Origin of the sequence: Pseudomonas sp. B21-036, from assembly GCF_024748925.1 — a bacterium.
In the GTDB taxonomy this organism is placed as follows: Bacteria; Pseudomonadota; Gammaproteobacteria; order Pseudomonadales; family Pseudomonadaceae; genus Aquipseudomonas; species Aquipseudomonas palmensis.
Map to the genome: position 1 here is coordinate 4655072 of NZ_CP087178.1, position 15515 is coordinate 4670586.

Consider the following 15515-nt stretch of genomic DNA (forward strand, 5'->3'; position numbering starts at 1 on the left):
GGAGCGGGCTTGACCCGCGATGCTTTTGATCTGGTTCCCCCGCAATTTCAGCGGGGGGTTTGGGGGGCTGCTGCCCCGATTGTGGATAACGACAAGGAGAGATCGGGATGGTGTTCTCGTCCAATGTGTTCCTGTTCCTGTTCCTGCCGATCTTTCTCGGCCTGTACTACCTGAGCGGGCAACGCTACCGCAACGCCCTGCTGCTGCTGGCCAGCTACGTGTTCTACGCCTGGTGGCGGGTGGACTTCCTGGCGCTGTTCGCCGCGGTCACCCTGTGGAACTACTGGATCGGCCTCAAGGTGGGCGCCGCCGGCGTGCGCACCAAGCCGGCCCAGCGCTGGCTGCTGCTGGGGGTGGTGGTCGACCTGGGTATCCTGGGCTACTTCAAGTACGCCAACTTCGGCGTCGACAGCATCAACGCGATCATGACCTCGTACGGCCTGGAGCCGTTCATCCTCACCCACATCCTGTTGCCCATCGGCATCTCGTTCTACATCTTCGAGTCGATCAGCTACATCATCGACGTGTACCGCGGCGACACCCCGGCCACCCGCAACCTGATCGACTTCGCCGCGTTCGTGGCGATCTTCCCGCACCTGATCGCCGGCCCCGTGCTGCGCTTTCGCGACCTGGCCGACCAGTTCAACCACCGCACCCACACCCTGGACAAGTTCTCCGAAGGCTGCACGCGGTTCATGCAGGGCTTCATCAAGAAGGTGTTCATCGCCGACACCCTGGCGGTGGTCGCCGACCACTGCTTCGCCCTGCAGAACCCGACCACCGGCGACGCCTGGCTGGGCGCACTGGCCTACACCGCGCAGCTGTACTTCGACTTCTCCGGCTACAGCGACATGGCCATCGGCCTGGGCCTGATGATGGGCTTTCGCTTCATGGAGAACTTCAAGCAGCCCTACATCAGCCAGTCGATCACCGAGTTCTGGCGGCGCTGGCACATCAGCCTGTCCACCTGGCTGCGCGACTACCTGTACATCACCCTGGGCGGCAACCGCGGCGGCACCTTCGCCACCTACCGCAACCTGTTCCTGACCATGCTGCTGGGCGGCCTGTGGCACGGCGCCAACTTCACCTACATCATCTGGGGCGCCTGGCACGGCATGTGGCTGGCGATCGAGCGCGCACTGGGCCTGGACACCAACCCGCAGCGCTTCAACCCGGTCAAGTGGGCCTTCACCTTCCTGCTGGTGGTGATGGGCTGGGTGATCTTCCGCGCCGAAAACCTGCACGTGGCCGGGCGCATGTACGGCGCCATGTTCAGCTTCGGTGAATGGCAGCTGTCGGAGCTCAACCGCGCCAGCCTCACCGGCCTGCAAGTGGCCACCCTGGTGATCGCCTACCTGAGCCTGGCGTTCTTCGGCCTGCGCGACTTCTACCGCAACGCCAAGCCCACGGCCAAGGCCAGCCCGGTGGCCGTGCATGGCGACGGCAGCGTGAGCCTGGACTGGGGCCTGTACATGACCCGCGCGCTGGTGCTGCTGCTGTTCGTGGCCTCGATCCTCAAACTCTCGGCGCAAAGCTACTCGCCGTTCCTCTACTTCCAGTTCTGAGCGAGCCGACCATGACCCGATCATTACGCAAACTCTACGCCGTGCTGTTCATGGCCCTGCTGCTGGGCCTGGGTATCTGGTCGCTGGGGGGCCTGGGCAGTTTCCAGCGTACCGCGCAGATGTCCCTGCTCGACGGCAAGCTGGCCAAGGCCGCCGAAACCCACTACGACGCGCAGTTCCCGATCAAGCGCCTGGGCACCAACCTCTGGGCGGCGCTGGACTTCAAACTGTTCAACGAAGGCCGCCCGGGTGTGGTGCTGGGCCGCGAGCAATGGCTGTTCAGCGATGAAGAGTTCAAGCCGGTGGCCGGCAGCGAACAGTTCGAGGCCGAGAACCTCGCACTGATCCGCGGCGTGCGCGACACCCTCAAGCAGCACGGTGTGCAACTGGTGCTGGCGATCATTCCGGCCAAGGCCCGCCTGTACCCGGAGTACATCGGTGAGCAGACGCCCGCCAGCCTGCATGCCGACCTGTACAACCAGTTCCATGCCAAGGCGCGCCAGGCCGGCGTGTTCGCCCCGGACCTGCTCGGCCCGCTGCAGGCGGCCAAGGCCCAGGGCCAGGTGTTCCTGCGCACCGACACCCACTGGACACCACTGGGCGCCGAGGTGGTGGCACGCCACCTGGCAGAAGCCGTGGCCCGCCAGACCCTGCTCAGCGGCACGCCGCAGCAGTTCGTCACCGAAGCCAAAGCCGCCACACCGTACAAGGGCGACCTCACCAACTTCCTGCCGCTGGACCCGTTGTTCAGCCACCTGCTGCCGGCCCCGGACAGCCTGCAGCAACGCACCACCCGCCCTGCCCGGGCCCAGGACCAGGCCGACAGCGACGACGCGCTGTTTGCCGACAACGAGATCCCCGTGGCGCTGATCGGCACCAGCTACAGCGCCAACCCGCACTGGAACTTCCTCGGTGCGTTGCAGCAGGCGCTGCGCAGCGACGTGGTCAATTACGCCGAGGACGGCCATGGCCCGCTGCTGCCGATGCTCAAGTACCTGCAGACCGACGCCTTCAAGACCAGCGCCCCACAGGTGCTGGTATGGGAGTTCCCGGAACGTTATCTGCCAATGAAAAACGACCTCAGCGCCTTCGATCCGCAGTGGATCGCCCAGCTGAAGCAAACCCGTACCGCCAATCAAGACATGGCCCTGTCGTCCAATCGGACGCAACACTGAGAGGAACTGCACATGACCACCAAGCACCGCATTGCCAAAGCATTCGCCCTGACCGCCGGCATGAGCCTGCTCTCGCTGCAGGCCTGGGCCGGCGCCGACGCCGCACTGTATGGCCCCAGCGCGCCCAAGGGCTCGACCTTCGTGCGCCTGTACAACGCCGGCAACCAGCCGGTGGCCGCCAGTGTCGGCAACACCCAGATCAGCGAAGTGGCCGCCCAGGGCAGCAGCGATTTCAGCTTCATGCCCCAGGGCGACTACAGCGCCAAGGTCGGCAGCCAGACCGTACCGGTCAAGCTGGCGGGCGATCACTACTACACCCTGGTCAACCACGGCAGCGGCCAGCCGCAACTGGTCGAGGAACCGCCGTTCAAGAACAAGCAGAAATCCCTGGTACGCGTGCAGAACCTGAGCGACCAGGCCCTGACCCTGAAGACCGCCGATGGCAAGACCGAAGTGGTCAAGCCGGTGGCGGCCAAGGCGCGCGGCGAGCGCGAGATCAACCCGGTCAAGGTCAGCCTGGCGCTGTATGAAGGCGACAAGAAAGTCAGCGACCTCAAGCCCGTTGCGCTCGAACGTGGCGAAGCGGCCGTGCTGTATGTGACCGGCAGTGGCAGCAACCTGTCGCCGGTCTGGGTCAAGCGCCCTGTGTCCACCCGTTAATCAACTGCCCCTTTCAACGTTCGGAGATTACCCATGATTCCAGTCATCCTGTCCGGTGGTAGCGGCTCGCGTCTGTGGCCCCTGTCGCGCAAGCAATTCCCCAAGCAGTTCCTGGCCCTGACCGGTGAACACACGCTGTTCCAGCAAACCCTGTCGCGCCTGGTGTTCGACGGCATGGACGCGCCCATCGTGGTGTGCAACAAGGACCACCGTTTCATCGTCAACGAGCAGTTGGCCAACCTGAACCTGGACACCCAGGCGATCCTGATGGAACCGTTCGGGCGCAACACCGCGCCGGCCGTGGCGCTCACGGCCATGAAACTGGTCAACGAAGGCCGCGACGAGCTGATGCTGGTGCTGCCGGCCGACCACGTGCTGGACGACCAGAAGGCCCTGCAACGCGCCCTGGCCCTGGCCACGGTGGCCGCCGAACGCGGCGAAATGGTGCTGTTCGGGGTGCCGGCGACCAAGCCGGAAACCGGCTACGGCTACATCAAGTCGAGCCAGGACGCCCTGCTGCCCGAAGGCATCAGCCGCGTGGCACAGTTCGTTGAAAAACCGGACGAAAAACGCGCCACCGAGTTCGTCAAAAGTGGCGGCTACTACTGGAACAGCGGCATGTTCCTGTTCCGCGCCAGCCGCTTCCTCGAAGAGCTGAAAAAGCACGACCCCGACATCTACGACACCTGCCTGCTGACCCTGGAGCGCAGCCTGGAAGACGGCGACAGCATCAGCATCGACGAGGCCACCTTCGCCTGCTGCCCGGACAACTCCATCGACTACGCGGTGATGGAAAAGACCCAGCGCGCCTGCGTGGTGCCGCTGAGTGCGGGCTGGAGCGACGTGGGCTGCTGGTCGTCGCTGTGGGACGTGCACGAGAAGGACACCAACGGCAACGTGACCAAGGGCGACGTGGTGGTGCAGGACAGCCACAACTGCATGATCCACGGCAACGGCAAGCTGGTATCGGTGATCGGCCTGGAGAACATCGTGGTGGTCGAGACCAAGGACGCCATGATGATCGCGCACAAGGACAAGGTTCAGGGGGTCAAGCAGATGGTCAACACCCTGGACGCCCAGGGCCGCAACGAAACCCAGAACCACTGCGAGGTGTACCGCCCGTGGGGCTCGTATGACTCGGTGGACATGGGCGGGCGCTTCCAGGTCAAGCACATCACGGTAAAACCCGGCGCCAGCCTGTCGCTGCAGATGCACCACCACCGTGCCGAGCACTGGATCGTGGTGTCGGGCACGGCCGAGGTGACGTGCGACGAGAACGTGTTCCTGTTGTGCGAGAACCAGTCCACGTACATCCCGATCGCCTCGGTGCACCGCCTGCGCAACCCGGGCAAGATCCCGCTGGAGATCATCGAGGTGCAGTCGGGCAGCTACCTGGGCGAGGACGACATCGAGCGTTTCGAAGACATCTACGGGCGCTCCACGCCAGTGGAGCGCGGGGTGTCGATCAAGACCATCGCACAGTGATCTGAAGCCCGGAAGGCCTTTTCGCGGGTCAAGCCCGCTCCCACAACGGTCGCCATCGAACCTGTGGGAGCGGGCTTGACCCGCGATGCTTTTATCAGGGTAGGATGATCCTTCATCCGCACCCAAGGCGCCCTCCATGTTCATCGGTATCCTGCTCATCCTCACCTGGCTGGTCCTGCTGCTGCGCTACCCGGCCAAGGCCTTGCCGATCTCCATGGCCGCGCTGCTCGGTCTGGGCCTGGTGGGCCTGTGGGTGGTGTGGCTGGACAACCGCGAGGCCAGCCAGCTGGCCCGCCTGGAACTGCGCCTGGACTACGCCCCCGACGCCTGCCCGGCCGACCGGCCGCTGCGCGTACAGATAAAGAACGCCAACCGCGTGCCGCTGGTCGAGCTGCGCTGGCGCGTGGCCGCCTACGCCCCCGGCGACACCGTCAACCTGGCCGAGAACACCTACGCCGCACCGCGCTACCGCGGCCCCGGCGACCTGCAGCCCGAGGCCAGCTGGCACGACTGCCTGCCCCTGCCCCCCCTGCGCTCAGGCTACCGTCCGCAAACCCTGGAATTTCGTGCCGAGCACCTGCAGGGTGGCTTTGCCAACTAGTATTTTTGCCAGTTACCTGAGACACGCCAGCCGGGGTTGAATGGAGCGCACCGCAATTCTTGCAGGAGGCACCACCATGTCACTCAGGCCCGTGACCCGCCTCGACCAGCTCCAGGCGCTGCTCGATGATTGCACACGCCAACGCCCGGCCATGGTCATGGTGGGCTCGGCCAGTTGCCCGCCTTGCCGCACGATGCATCCCGGTGTCGCACGGCTTGGCAGTCAACATCCTCAGGTCGACTTCCACTATTTCAACGTCGACCTGTTCGAGGATCACCCGCAAGAACCGGCCCTGACCTGCCTGTTCCAGAGCCTGTCGCTGCACTATCTGCCTTCACATATCCTGTTGCCCGTCGCCGGCCACAACCTCGTGGTGTGCGCCACGAGCATCACCCGGCTGATCGACGCCCTGACCGAACACCACATTCTGAGGAGAGCCCCCTTCCATGCCCGTCGTCCTGATCACCGGTTGCTCCAGCGGCATCGGCCGCGCCCTCGCCGACAGCTTCAAGTCCGCCGGCTACGACGTGTGGGCGACTGCGCGCAAGGCCGATGACGTCGCCACGCTGATCAAGGCCGGCTTCAGCAGCCGCCAGCTGGACGTCAACGACGAGGACGCCCTGGTGCGCCTGGCCGACGCCATCGAAACGGCCCATGGCGGCCTCGACATCCTGATCAACAACGCCGGCTACGGCGCGATGGGGCCGCTGCTGGACGGCGGTGTCGAGGCCATGCAGCGCCAGTTCGAGACCAACGTGTTCGCACTGATCGGTGTGACCCGTGCACTGTTCCCCTTGCTGCGACGCAATCGCGGCCTGGTGGTGAACATCGGCAGCGTGTCGGGTGTGCTGGTCACCCCGTTCGCCGGCGCCTATTGCGCATCCAAGGCGGCGGTGCATGCGCTCAGCGATGCGCTGCGCCTGGAACTGGCGCCGTTCGGCATCGGCGTGATGGAAGTGCAGCCCGGCGCCATCGCCTCAAGCTTCGCCAGCAATGCCGGGCGCGAGGCCGAGCAGGTGCTGGCGCAAGACTCGCCGTGGTGGCCATTGCGCGAGCAGGTGCGCGCCCGCGCCCGCGCCTCGCAGGACAGACCGACCCCCGCCAGCGCGTTCGCCCAGGGCCTGCTCAAGGCCGTACAGCAGCGTACCCCGCCCGACCTGCTGCGCCTGGGCAACGGCAGCCGCGCCTTGCCGCTGCTGGCCGGCGTGCTGCCCAAACGGCTGTTGGAAAAGGTGCTGAAGAAACGTTTCGGCCTCGACCGCAGCCTGTGATCTGCCCGGTTTGCGGGGGCCTGCGCCGGCGATAGCTGACCCTATCGCTAACTATAAAGTGCACACCAGAGCATTTTCCAAAGCGTCTCCAAGGCCAAGAATCGCCCTCGTACTGGATCGGCTGCATTGCCACAGCGGCGGCGCGCTCCAGGCAATCAGGGAGAAATCTCCAAGGTCGGAGCACCGCTGCCTGCTGGCAGCCTTTCTCACAAATGCAATCAGGCCCTTTCTGGAGACATTCGTGAAACACCTTAACCTTCCGCGCAAGATCCCCACCCAGGCCCGCTCGCGGATGATGGTCGAAACCATCCTCACCTCCACCGCCAAGGTGGTGGTCAAGCATGGCTACCAGGGCACCAACACCAACCTGGTGGCCCAGCGCGCCGGGGTCAGCGTGGGCTCGGTCTATCAGTACTTCCCGAACAAGGATGCATTGATCGCGGCGTTGCATGAGCGCCATGCGCAGGCCATGAACCGGGTGATTCTGGAGGTCGCCGGCGCCCACGAGGTGGCCGACCTGCCGGCCCACCTCAGGCTGCTGGTGCAAGCCCTGCTGCACCTGCACCAGCAGGAACCGGAGCTGCACCGGCTGCTCGACACCGACCTGGCCAACCTGAGCCGCAGCGTCGACGACCTGCAGCACAAGGCCCGCATCACCCTGTCCATCGAGCGCCTGCTGGACCGCTGGCGGGCCACGCTGGCTCACAGCAACCTGCACCTGGCCGCCTGGCTGGCGGCGCAGGTGATCACCTCGATGGTCAAGGCCTACATCCTCGACTCGCCGCAGATGAGCCAGGCGCAGATCGAGGATGCGATCAGCAGCTCGCTGATCGGGCTGTTGTGCCTCCCGCCAGCCATGCCGCTCGCCACCGCCCGCGCCCGCGCGCAGCCGCACAGCTCAGCGGCGTAGCGCCTGGCGCGCCTGCAACTGCTCGTAACGCTCCAGCAAGCGCAGCGCCTGCAGGTAGCTGGGCACTTCCACCACCAGGCCATCGACTTCGGCACGCACGTTGCCGCCCTGGGCAGCCGCCTCGAACGCCGCCACCTGCCGGCGCGCCAGTTCGGCGTCCGCGTCAGCGGGGGTGAGGTAGCGATTGGCGACCGCCACGTGCGCCGGGTTGACCACACCCTTGGCCTGGTAGCCGATGGAGCGGGCGAACTGCATGTCGGCTTCGGCACCCTGCGCGTCGGCAAAGGTGTAGGGCGAGTCGATGGCCAGCACCCCCGCCGCCGCGCATTCGAGCAGAAAGCGCGAGCGCGGGTAATACAGCTCGGTGCCGGCGCGGCTGCGCCCGGCGCCCAGGTCGGCCACCATGTCCTCGGTGGCCACCAGCATCGCCTTGATACGCGGGCTGGCGGCGGCGATCTCGATGGCGCGCACCACGCCCAGCGCGGTCTCGATGTTCGGCACGATCAACGTGCTGCCGGCAGCGATGCCATGGCGCCCCTCAAGCTCGGTGATCAACTGGTCCAGCTCGATCATCTGCTCGCGGCGCTCGACCTTGGACATCATCACCACCTGCGGGCGGCCAGCCATCACTGCCGCCAGGTCCTCGTGGCCACAGGTTTCAAACGGGTTGATGCGCACCGCACTGACCCGCCCGCAGGCGCGCCAGCGCTGCAGGATATCCACCGCCAGTGCACGCGCCTCGGGGCGTCGCGCCGGTGGGGTGAAGTCCTCCAGCTCCTGCACCAGCACGTCGCCATCGCCGTCGAGTGCCGCCAGCAACGCGCGCTCGTCGGCGCCGGGAATGAAGAAAAAGGTGCGGCAAAGCGCCAGTGGGTTGTCCTTGGAAACTGCCATGGTTGACGTCCTGTACAGAGAAGAAAAGGAAGAAAAGAAAGCGCCTCAGAGCATCGCCAGGCCGCCGTCCACGGCGATGGTGGTGCCGCTGACGAACGAGGCCTTGCCCGACAGCAGCCAGGCGATCACCTCGGCGGCTTCCTCGGCACGGCCCTCGCGGCGCAAGGCGGTCATGCCGTGCAGCTGTTCGAGCTTGCCGGCGACGCGCGTGGTGTCATCGAGCATCGGCGTGCGGATCACCGCCGGGGCAACGCAATTGACGGTCAGCCCGCGCGGGCCCAGTTCGCGCGCCAGGCCCTTGCTCAGAGTGATTACCGCGCCCTTGCTGGTGGCGTAGCCGAGCGTGCCGGCCAGGCCACCGCCGCGAATGCCGGCGACGCTGGCCACGGTGCAGATATGCCCGCCGGCGCGCATCAAGGGCACGCTGTGCTGCACCACGCTGAAGGTGGCAAGCAGGTTGACCTCCAGCAACTGGCGCAGGCGCGCCACGCTCAGGTCGTCGAATGCCGTGGTGTCGACCACCCCGGCGCAGGTGGCCAGGCCATCGATGCGCCCGCGCCACCGGGCGATTTCGGCGAACACCGCGGCCACTGCCTGTTCATCGCACAGGTCCAGGGCGAACGGCCGATGGCCTGGGCCCAGCGTATGCAGGGTGCGATCCAGGCCGCCTTCGTCACGGTCCAGGCACGCCACCTGAAAACCCTCCCGTGCCAGCTGCAGGGCGGTCGCCGCGCCAATACCGCTGGCCGCACCGGTGACCACCGCCACCCTGTCTTGATTGGTCATGAACACTGCACTCCCTGAATGGCGATACAGGGCCGCTACAACAACGGCGCCTGAGTGGCGGCCATGCTAAAAGAATGCCTGCCGAACAACTACTCGCATTAAAAACCCCACACACAAGAGCCGTGCCCGTGTACCCGCCGTGGATTGCTCGCATTGCCAGGAATATTAAATATTCATGACCAAAGTTCGTTGTCGGCGGCGAAATGCGAGCAATTCAACGCCACCCTCAAGGCCGCCCCCACAAACGAACCATGGCGTACAACCAGCAGCCAGCAACCCCACGACAGACAAGCGCTGCAGCGCGAAAGCGAGTTCCCTGCAAACAAACGCGAGTAGCCTTGCAAGTTCAACTTGCCTAGCATTTGAAACAACTTGAAACCCACTTTCAAGGGACCGAACAAGTTGCCGAGAAGTTTCAAGAACATTTCGCCAACTTCAAACAGAACAAACAAAAGGAAGTGCACCATGAGCCAGAAAGGCTTTGAGACCGTCATTGAAATCAAATACCGCGACACCGACTCGATGGGCCATGTAAGCAGCCCCATCTATTATGACTACATGCAACATGCCTACCTCTGCTACATGCACCACCTGCTGCAACTGCCAAAGAGCGAAAAACTGCCGCACATCATGGTGCGCAGCGAGTGCGACTACCTCAAGCAGGCCATGTACGGCGAAACCCTGGTGGTCAGCAGCGCCGTGGTGAAATTCGGCACCAAAAGTTTCGAGATCGAGCACACCATGCGCCGCCAGGACGATACCCACGAGGTGGTGGCCAGGGCCAAGTCGTACCACGTGATGTTCGACTACGACAAACAGGCCACCGTGCCTGTGCCCCAGGCATTCAAGGATCAGGTCCTGGCTTTCCAGGAAGGCTGAGCCGGCGCTCAGGGACGAACCGTTCGCCGACGCTCAGGCGCCCCGGCGAACCGACTGCAAAGGTACGCTCAATGAAACTCTCCTGGACTCCACAGCAGCTCGCGCTGCTGTCGACCTACCGCGCCATCGGCGTGGAACTGGCCGAGGCGCGGCGCAGCGCCGCCCCCGGTTTCGATCACTACGGCTGGCAGCGCCTGTGCGACGCGGGCCTGTGGAAGCTGGTCATCCCGCTCGAATACGGCGGCCTGGGTGAAGACTGGTGGGGCTTCAGTGCCGCGCTGGAAGGCCTGGCCTCGTCGATCCGCACGCCCGAGCTGCTGCTGTCGGTGATTGCCCAGGCCGGCATGGTCCGTGCCCTGATGCTCTACGGCAGCGACGCCCAGAAGGACCGCTACCTGAGCGCGATCCTGGCCGGCGCGCTGAGCGCCACCGGCATCGCCGAACCGGGCACCGGCACCGACGTGCGCAGTATCCACAGCCTGCTGACCCCGTGCGCGGACGGCTACCGGCTGACCGGCAGCAAGTTCAACATCGCCCATGCACCGGTGGCCGACTTCCTGCTGATCGTGACCCGCCTGGCCACCGACTCCAAGCACAACATCGCCCTGGTGATCATCGACAAGGACACCCCCGGCCTGACCCGTGGCGAGCCGGACGACAAGCTGGGCAACAAGCACCTGCCCACCGGCCCGCTGCACTTCGACAACCTGCCGGTGCCGGCCGAACAGGTACTGGGCGAGCCGGGCCGCGGCCTGCAGCAACTGATTAGGATCATCTCGCTGGGGCGTGCGTACTACGGCCTGGTAGCGGCCAACCTGCCCACGCCGTTCCTGGCCGAGGCCATGCACTACGCGGCCAACCGCCAGAGCTTCAACAGCGCCATCGACACCCACCAGTACGTGCAGAAGCGCCTGGTGGACATCGCCATGGGCATGGAGCGCAACCGCTGGATGGTGTACGCCGCGCTCGACCAGCTGCTGGGCAACGACCCCCAGGCGCTGATGAGCTGCTCGATCGCCAAGCTCGGCGCCGCGCAGGACTTCATCCACAGCGCCATCAGCCTGCTCAAGCTGTACGGCAGCCTGGGCTACCACGAAGGCGACATCGCCACCCTGGTCAAGGACGCGCTGGGCTTTGCCAGCGTGGGCGGCACCGAAGAGATGCACCAGAAGAACATCTTCAACCAGCTGCTGCGCCTGACCCAGGCCGGCTGACCCCGCAGCGCCCGCCCCTGCCACCTGCGCGCCCGGCCCCACCCGGCGCGCGGGCATGGCAGCGCGAGCGTGGGCGCCCTTGACCACCCCTTCCTGGTAGAGAACAGACCCGATGCCGATCGAATCGACTTTACTGCACGCAAGCCCTGTCGCCGCCCTGGCCCCGGTGCCCTTCGCCCAACCGTTCGATGACCACCTGGAACAGGCCGGCCTCGACGAGTTGCGCCAGCACCAATTGCTGCGCCTGCGCCAGACCCTGCTGCATGCCTATACCCATGTGGCCTGGTACCGCGAGCAGTTCCATGCACTGGACGTGCACCCCTACGACCTCAAGCACCTCGACGACCTGGCGCACTTCCCGCTGACCAGCAAGGCACAGTTGCGCGACCACTACCCCTTTGGCCTGTTCGCCGTGCCGATGGACCAGGTGCTGCGCCTGCATGCCTCCAGCGGCACCACCGGCCAGCCCACCGTGGTCGGCTACACGCGCAACGATATCGACGTGTGGGCCTCGCTGGTGGCGCGCTCGATCCGCGCTGCGGGCGGGCGGCGCGGCGACCGCATCCATATCGCCTATGGCTACGGCCTGTTCACCGGCGGCCTGGGCGCACACTACGGCGCCGAGAAACTGGGCTGCACGGTGATCCCGATGTCGGGCGGGCAGACCGCACGCCAGGTGCAGCTGCTCAAGGACTTCCAGCCGGACATCATCATGGTGACGCCGTCCTACATGCTCAACATCGCCGAAGAGATCGAACGCCAGGGCATCGACCCGCAGTCGCTGTCGCTGCGCGCCGGGATCTTCGGTGCCGAGCCGTGGGGCGGACAGATGCGCGGCGAGCTGGAACAGCGCCTGGGCATCAAGGCCCTGGACATCTACGGCCTGTCGGAAGTGATGGGCCCGGGGGTGGCCATGGAGCACCTCGACACCCAGGACGGCCCGACACTCTGGGAAGACCACTTCTACCCCGAGATCATCGACCCGGTCACCGGCGCGGTGCTGCCCGACGGGCAGTTCGGCGAACTGGTGCTGACCACCCTGAGCAAGGAAGCGCTGCCGATGGTGCGCTACCGCACCCGCGACCTCACCCGCCTGTTGCCCGGCAACGGTCGCGCCATGCGCCGCATCGACCGCATCACCGGGCGCAGCGACGACATGCTGATCATCCGCGGGGTCAACGTGTTCCCCAGCCAGATCGAGGAGCAACTGCTCAAGCTGCTGATGTTCAGCCCGGTGTACCAGTTGCATGTCAGCCGCCAGGGCAACCTCGACGTGCTGGCCGTACACGTCGAGCTGCGCCCGGAACACAGCGGCCTGAGCGCCCAGCAGCAACAGGCCGCCTGCCAGCAGCTGAGCCACCAGATCAAGGTGCACGTGGGCATCAGCACCCACATCCAGCTGCACCCGTGCCACACCCTCAAGCGTTCCGAAGGCAAGGCCGGCAACGTCATCGACCTGCGCCGCCAGCCCTAGCGGCGCACCCTCTCTCAAGGATCACGAGGCTCCCCTACTCATGGACATGACCATTGGCGATTTTCTGCTGCGCCGCCTTCAGGAATTCGGCATCCGCCACCTGTTCGGCGTGCCCGGCGACTACAACCTGACCCTGCTCGAACAGGTCGAGGCGCTGCCCACGCTCGACTTCATCGGCAACTGCAACGAACTCAACGCGGCCTACGCGGCCGACGGCTACGCCCGCACCCAGGGCTTCGGTGCGGTGCTGACCACTTACGGGGTGGGCGACCTCAGTGCACTCAACGGCATCGCCGGCGCCTATGCCGAGCGGGTGCCGGTGATCATGGTGTCGGGCATGCCGCCGCTGCACGCGATCATCGACCGGGCCCTGATGCACCACACCCTGGGCGACGGCAACTACGACAACATCATGGTGACCCTGCGCCAGTTCACCGGGGCCCAGGCGCGCATCACCGTGGAAAACGCCGCCATGGAAATCGACCGCGTATTGCAGACCTGCTACCGCGAACGCCGCCCGGTGTACCTGCAACTGCCCAGCGACCTGGCCACCCTGCCGATCGAGGTGCCCGACACGCCGCTGCAACTGAGCGAGCCGCGCAGCGAGCCGGGGCAACTGCAGGCGGTGGTACGGGCGCTGGTGGCACGCCTGGATGCCGCCAGCTCGCCGGTGCTGCTGGTGGACATGGACGTGGCGCGCTTTGGCCTGGTGCCCCAGGTGCTCGAGCTGATCGAGCGCTTCGACCTGCCCTTCGCCTGCCTGCCGCCGGCCAAGGCCATGCTGCCCGAGTCGCACCCGCTGTTCCTCGGCACCTACGCCGGTGCCGGCTCCGCGCCCGGCGTGCGTGCGGCACTGGAGCAATCCGACTGCGTGATCAGCCTTGGCGCACGCTTCACCGACACCAGCACCGCGCTGTTCTCCCACAGCTTCATGGACGGCGCGCTGATCCAGCTGCACGCCTACGCGGCCTCGATCGCCAGGCAGCACTACACCGCCGTGAGCCTGGGCCAGGTGCTCCAGGCGCTGGGCCAACAGGCGCTGGCACGCGAGCGCCGCGCCCAGCGCATCCCGCCGTTCAGTGCCAGCCCGGCGTTCGCCGCGCTGTCGGGCAAGCCGCTGAGCCAGCTGCGCTTCTGGCAGCGCATCGGCCACCTGATCGAAGCCGACGACCTGGTCATCGCCGAAAGCGGTACCTCGTCGGCGGGCATCAGCGGCCTGCGCCTGCCGACCGGGGCAACCTGCATCACCCAGCCGATCTGGGGTTCGATCGGCTACACCCTGCCCGCGCTGCTGGGCAGCCTGCTGGCCGCACCGACACGCCGCCAACTGCTGTTCATCGGCGACGGCTCGTTGCAGATGACCGTGCAGGAGCTGTCGACGATTCTGGCGCACAACCTCAAGCCGGTGATCTTCCTGATCAACAACGATGGCTACACCATCGAACGGCTGATCCTGGGCGAGCATGCCAGCTACAACGACGTGAACCCCTGGCGCTATGCGCAACTGGCCAGCGTGCTGGACACCCGCGAGCGCTCGCGCAGCTTCACCGTGCACACCGAGGACCAGCTCGAAGATGCGCTGGCCCAGGCCGCACAGGCCGACACGCTGGTGTTCATCGAAGTGGTGATGGAACGCATGGACGCGCCCGAATCGCTCAAGCGCTTTGCCCGGCTGTTCGCCGAGTTCGACTACGGGCTGCAACCGGCCAGCCTGCCGGCGATTGCCGGCTGAAGGCCGCGCCCAGGCGAGTCGCTCGCCCGGGCGCGGCAGGGTGCATCAGGCGATGGAACGAACCACGCCGCCATCCACGCGCAGGGCTGCGCCGGTGGTGGCGCTGGCCTGGCGCGAGGCCAGGTAGACCACCATGTTGGCGACCTCCTCGACCGTGGCCAGACGCTTGATGACCGAGCTGGGGCGGTGCTCGGCAATGAACCGGGCCTCCAGCGTCTCGCTGTCCACCCCCTGCTCCCTGGCCATCTGGCTGAAGTAGCCGCCCACGCCTTCGGAGCGGGTCGGGCCCGGCAGCACCGCATTGACGGTCACGCCGGTACCGGCCAGGGTCTCGGCCAGCCCGCGGGAAATCGCCAGCAGAGCGGTCTTGGTGGTGCCGTAGTGCACCATCTCGGTCGGGATCTGCAGCGCCGATTCACTCGACAGGAACAGCACCCGGCCCCACTCGCGCGTGGCCATGCCCTTGGCGTAATGGCGCGACAGGCGCACCGCGCTCATCACGTTGACCTCGAAGAAGCGCTGCCAGTCCTCGTCGCTGATCTCGAAGAAGCCCTTGGGCTCGAAGATGCCCAGGTTGTTGACCAGGATGTCGGTTTCCGGCTCCTTGGCAAACAGGATGTCCGCCCCCTCGGCCGTGCCCAGGTCGGCCGCAATGCCCTTGACCTTGGCCCCCGGCAACTTGCGCTGGATCTGTTCGACGGCGCGCGTGACACGGGCCTTGGTGCGCCCGTTGACCACCACCTCGGCACCGGCCTCGGCCAGCCCGTGGGCAATGGCAAAGCCGATACCGGCGGTGGAGCCGCTGACGATCGCACGCTTGCCGTGCAAGGAAATATTCATACCTGCGTCCTTTTCTGGATGACATGTGA

General features: G+C 65.9%; 15 protein-coding genes. 12 read left to right on the forward strand and 3 right to left on the reverse strand.

Translation table 11 applies throughout. The annotated features are described in order from the left end of the window. Nucleotides 1-107 precede the first annotated feature (107 nt). The 8 genes from LOY33_RS21040 to LOY33_RS21075 all read left to right on the forward strand — a co-directional run bounded on the left by LOY33_RS21040 (nucleotide 108) and on the right by LOY33_RS21075 (nucleotide 7667). A complete protein-coding gene (locus LOY33_RS21040; protein ID WP_054914852.1) occupies nucleotides 108-1565 on the forward strand; it encodes an MBOAT family protein in 1458 nt (485 codons plus the stop codon). Between the two features lie 11 nt (nucleotides 1566-1576). Then, nucleotides 1577-2740 carry an alginate O-acetyltransferase gene (locus LOY33_RS21045; RefSeq protein WP_054914853.1) on the forward strand — a complete coding sequence of 388 codons (1164 nt, stop codon included), beginning with the start codon at nucleotides 1577-1579 and terminating at the stop codon, nucleotides 2738-2740. A gap of 12 nt (nucleotides 2741-2752) precedes the next feature. Next, nucleotides 2753-3400 (forward strand): alginate O-acetyltransferase AlgF, encoded by a 648-nt coding sequence (locus LOY33_RS21050; RefSeq protein WP_043860998.1) that lies wholly within the window; start codon nucleotides 2753-2755, stop codon nucleotides 3398-3400. Nucleotides 3401-3433: 33 nt separating this feature from the next. Then, nucleotides 3434-4885 (forward strand): mannose-1-phosphate guanylyltransferase/mannose-6-phosphate isomerase, encoded by a 1452-nt coding sequence (locus LOY33_RS21055; protein ID WP_043860997.1) that lies wholly within the window; start codon nucleotides 3434-3436, stop codon nucleotides 4883-4885. Between the two features lie 136 nt (nucleotides 4886-5021). Further along, nucleotides 5022-5486, forward strand: a complete 465-nt coding sequence (locus LOY33_RS21060) for a hypothetical protein (protein WP_043860996.1) — start codon at nucleotides 5022-5024, stop codon at nucleotides 5484-5486. 76 nt (nucleotides 5487-5562) lie between these two features. After that, a complete protein-coding gene (locus LOY33_RS21065; RefSeq protein WP_258659971.1) occupies nucleotides 5563-6042 on the forward strand; it encodes a thioredoxin family protein in 480 nt (159 codons plus the stop codon). After that, entirely contained in the window at nucleotides 5933-6757 is an 825-nt protein-coding gene (locus LOY33_RS21070) for an SDR family oxidoreductase (protein ID WP_054914855.1), read from the forward strand. Before LOY33_RS21065 ends, LOY33_RS21070 begins: the two co-directional genes overlap by 110 nt. 241 nt (nucleotides 6758-6998) lie before the next feature. Then, nucleotides 6999-7667, forward strand: a complete 669-nt coding sequence (locus LOY33_RS21075; RefSeq protein WP_052504232.1) for a TetR/AcrR family transcriptional regulator — start codon at nucleotides 6999-7001, stop codon at nucleotides 7665-7667. Here LOY33_RS21075 and LOY33_RS21080 read toward each other — a convergent pair. Then, nucleotides 7656-8561 carry a CoA ester lyase gene (locus LOY33_RS21080; protein WP_043860993.1) on the reverse strand — a complete coding sequence of 302 codons (906 nt, stop codon included), beginning with the start codon at nucleotides 8559-8561 and terminating at the stop codon, nucleotides 7656-7658. The two genes, LOY33_RS21075 and LOY33_RS21080, sit on opposite strands and share 12 nt — an antisense overlap. Nucleotides 8562-8606: 45 nt before the next feature. Beyond that, the gene (locus LOY33_RS21085) at nucleotides 8607-9347 is read right to left on the reverse strand and encodes an SDR family NAD(P)-dependent oxidoreductase (RefSeq protein ID WP_258659972.1); all 741 of its coding nucleotides are present in this window, start codon (nucleotides 9345-9347) and stop codon (nucleotides 8607-8609) included. 465 nt (nucleotides 9348-9812) lie between these two features. On the opposite strand from LOY33_RS21085, the gene LOY33_RS21090 reads away from it, so the two are divergent. The 4 genes from LOY33_RS21090 (at nucleotide 9813) to LOY33_RS21105 (ending at nucleotide 14646) form a co-directional block, all read left to right on the forward strand. Continuing rightward, entirely contained in the window at nucleotides 9813-10226 is a 414-nt protein-coding gene (locus tag LOY33_RS21090; protein WP_043860990.1) for a thioesterase family protein, read from the forward strand. 71 nt (nucleotides 10227-10297) lie between these two features. Next, on the forward strand, nucleotides 10298-11440 hold the full coding sequence (locus LOY33_RS21095; RefSeq protein WP_078479507.1) for an acyl-CoA dehydrogenase family protein: 1143 nt from the start codon (nucleotides 10298-10300) through the stop codon (nucleotides 11438-11440). Nucleotides 11441-11552: 112 nt separating this feature from the next. Then, complete coding sequence (gene paaK / locus LOY33_RS21100; protein WP_100633482.1) at nucleotides 11553-12914, forward strand: phenylacetate--CoA ligase PaaK; 1362 nt, start codon at nucleotides 11553-11555, stop codon at nucleotides 12912-12914. 40 nt (nucleotides 12915-12954) lie between these two features. Beyond that, a complete protein-coding gene (locus LOY33_RS21105) occupies nucleotides 12955-14646 on the forward strand; it encodes an alpha-keto acid decarboxylase family protein (protein WP_258659974.1) in 1692 nt (563 codons plus the stop codon). A gap of 45 nt (nucleotides 14647-14691) precedes the next feature. On the opposite strand, the gene LOY33_RS21110 is transcribed toward LOY33_RS21105, so the two are convergent. Then, the gene (locus LOY33_RS21110) at nucleotides 14692-15486 is read right to left on the reverse strand and encodes an SDR family NAD(P)-dependent oxidoreductase (protein WP_043860986.1); all 795 of its coding nucleotides are present in this window, start codon (nucleotides 15484-15486) and stop codon (nucleotides 14692-14694) included. Nucleotides 15487-15515: the final 29 nt, after the last annotated feature.

Coding starts and splice junctions, on each gene's coding strand:
- LOY33_RS21040 (WP_054914852.1), top strand. CDS start 108: ATGGTGTTCTCGTCCAATGTGTTCCTGTTCCTGTTCCTGCCGATCTTT.
- LOY33_RS21045 (WP_054914853.1), top strand. CDS start 1,577: ATGACCCGATCATTACGCAAACTCTACGCCGTGCTGTTCATGGCCCTG.
- LOY33_RS21050 (WP_043860998.1), top strand. CDS start 2,753: ATGACCACCAAGCACCGCATTGCCAAAGCATTCGCCCTGACCGCCGGC.
- LOY33_RS21055 (WP_043860997.1), top strand. CDS start 3,434: ATGATTCCAGTCATCCTGTCCGGTGGTAGCGGCTCGCGTCTGTGGCCC.
- LOY33_RS21060 (WP_043860996.1), top strand. CDS start 5,022: ATGTTCATCGGTATCCTGCTCATCCTCACCTGGCTGGTCCTGCTGCTG.
- LOY33_RS21065 (WP_258659971.1), top strand. CDS start 5,563: ATGTCACTCAGGCCCGTGACCCGCCTCGACCAGCTCCAGGCGCTGCTC.
- LOY33_RS21070 (WP_054914855.1), top strand. CDS start 5,933: ATGCCCGTCGTCCTGATCACCGGTTGCTCCAGCGGCATCGGCCGCGCC.
- LOY33_RS21080 (WP_043860993.1), bottom strand. CDS start 8,561: ATGGCAGTTTCCAAGGACAACCCACTGGCGCTTTGCCGCACCTTTTTC.
- LOY33_RS21085 (WP_258659972.1), bottom strand. CDS start 9,347: ATGACCAATCAAGACAGGGTGGCGGTGGTCACCGGTGCGGCCAGCGGT.
- LOY33_RS21090 (WP_043860990.1), top strand. CDS start 9,813: ATGAGCCAGAAAGGCTTTGAGACCGTCATTGAAATCAAATACCGCGAC.
- LOY33_RS21095 (WP_078479507.1), top strand. CDS start 10,298: ATGAAACTCTCCTGGACTCCACAGCAGCTCGCGCTGCTGTCGACCTAC.
- paaK (WP_100633482.1), top strand. CDS start 11,553: ATGCCGATCGAATCGACTTTACTGCACGCAAGCCCTGTCGCCGCCCTG.
- LOY33_RS21105 (WP_258659974.1), top strand. CDS start 12,955: ATGGACATGACCATTGGCGATTTTCTGCTGCGCCGCCTTCAGGAATTC.
- LOY33_RS21110 (WP_043860986.1), bottom strand. CDS start 15,486: ATGAATATTTCCTTGCACGGCAAGCGTGCGATCGTCAGCGGCTCCACC.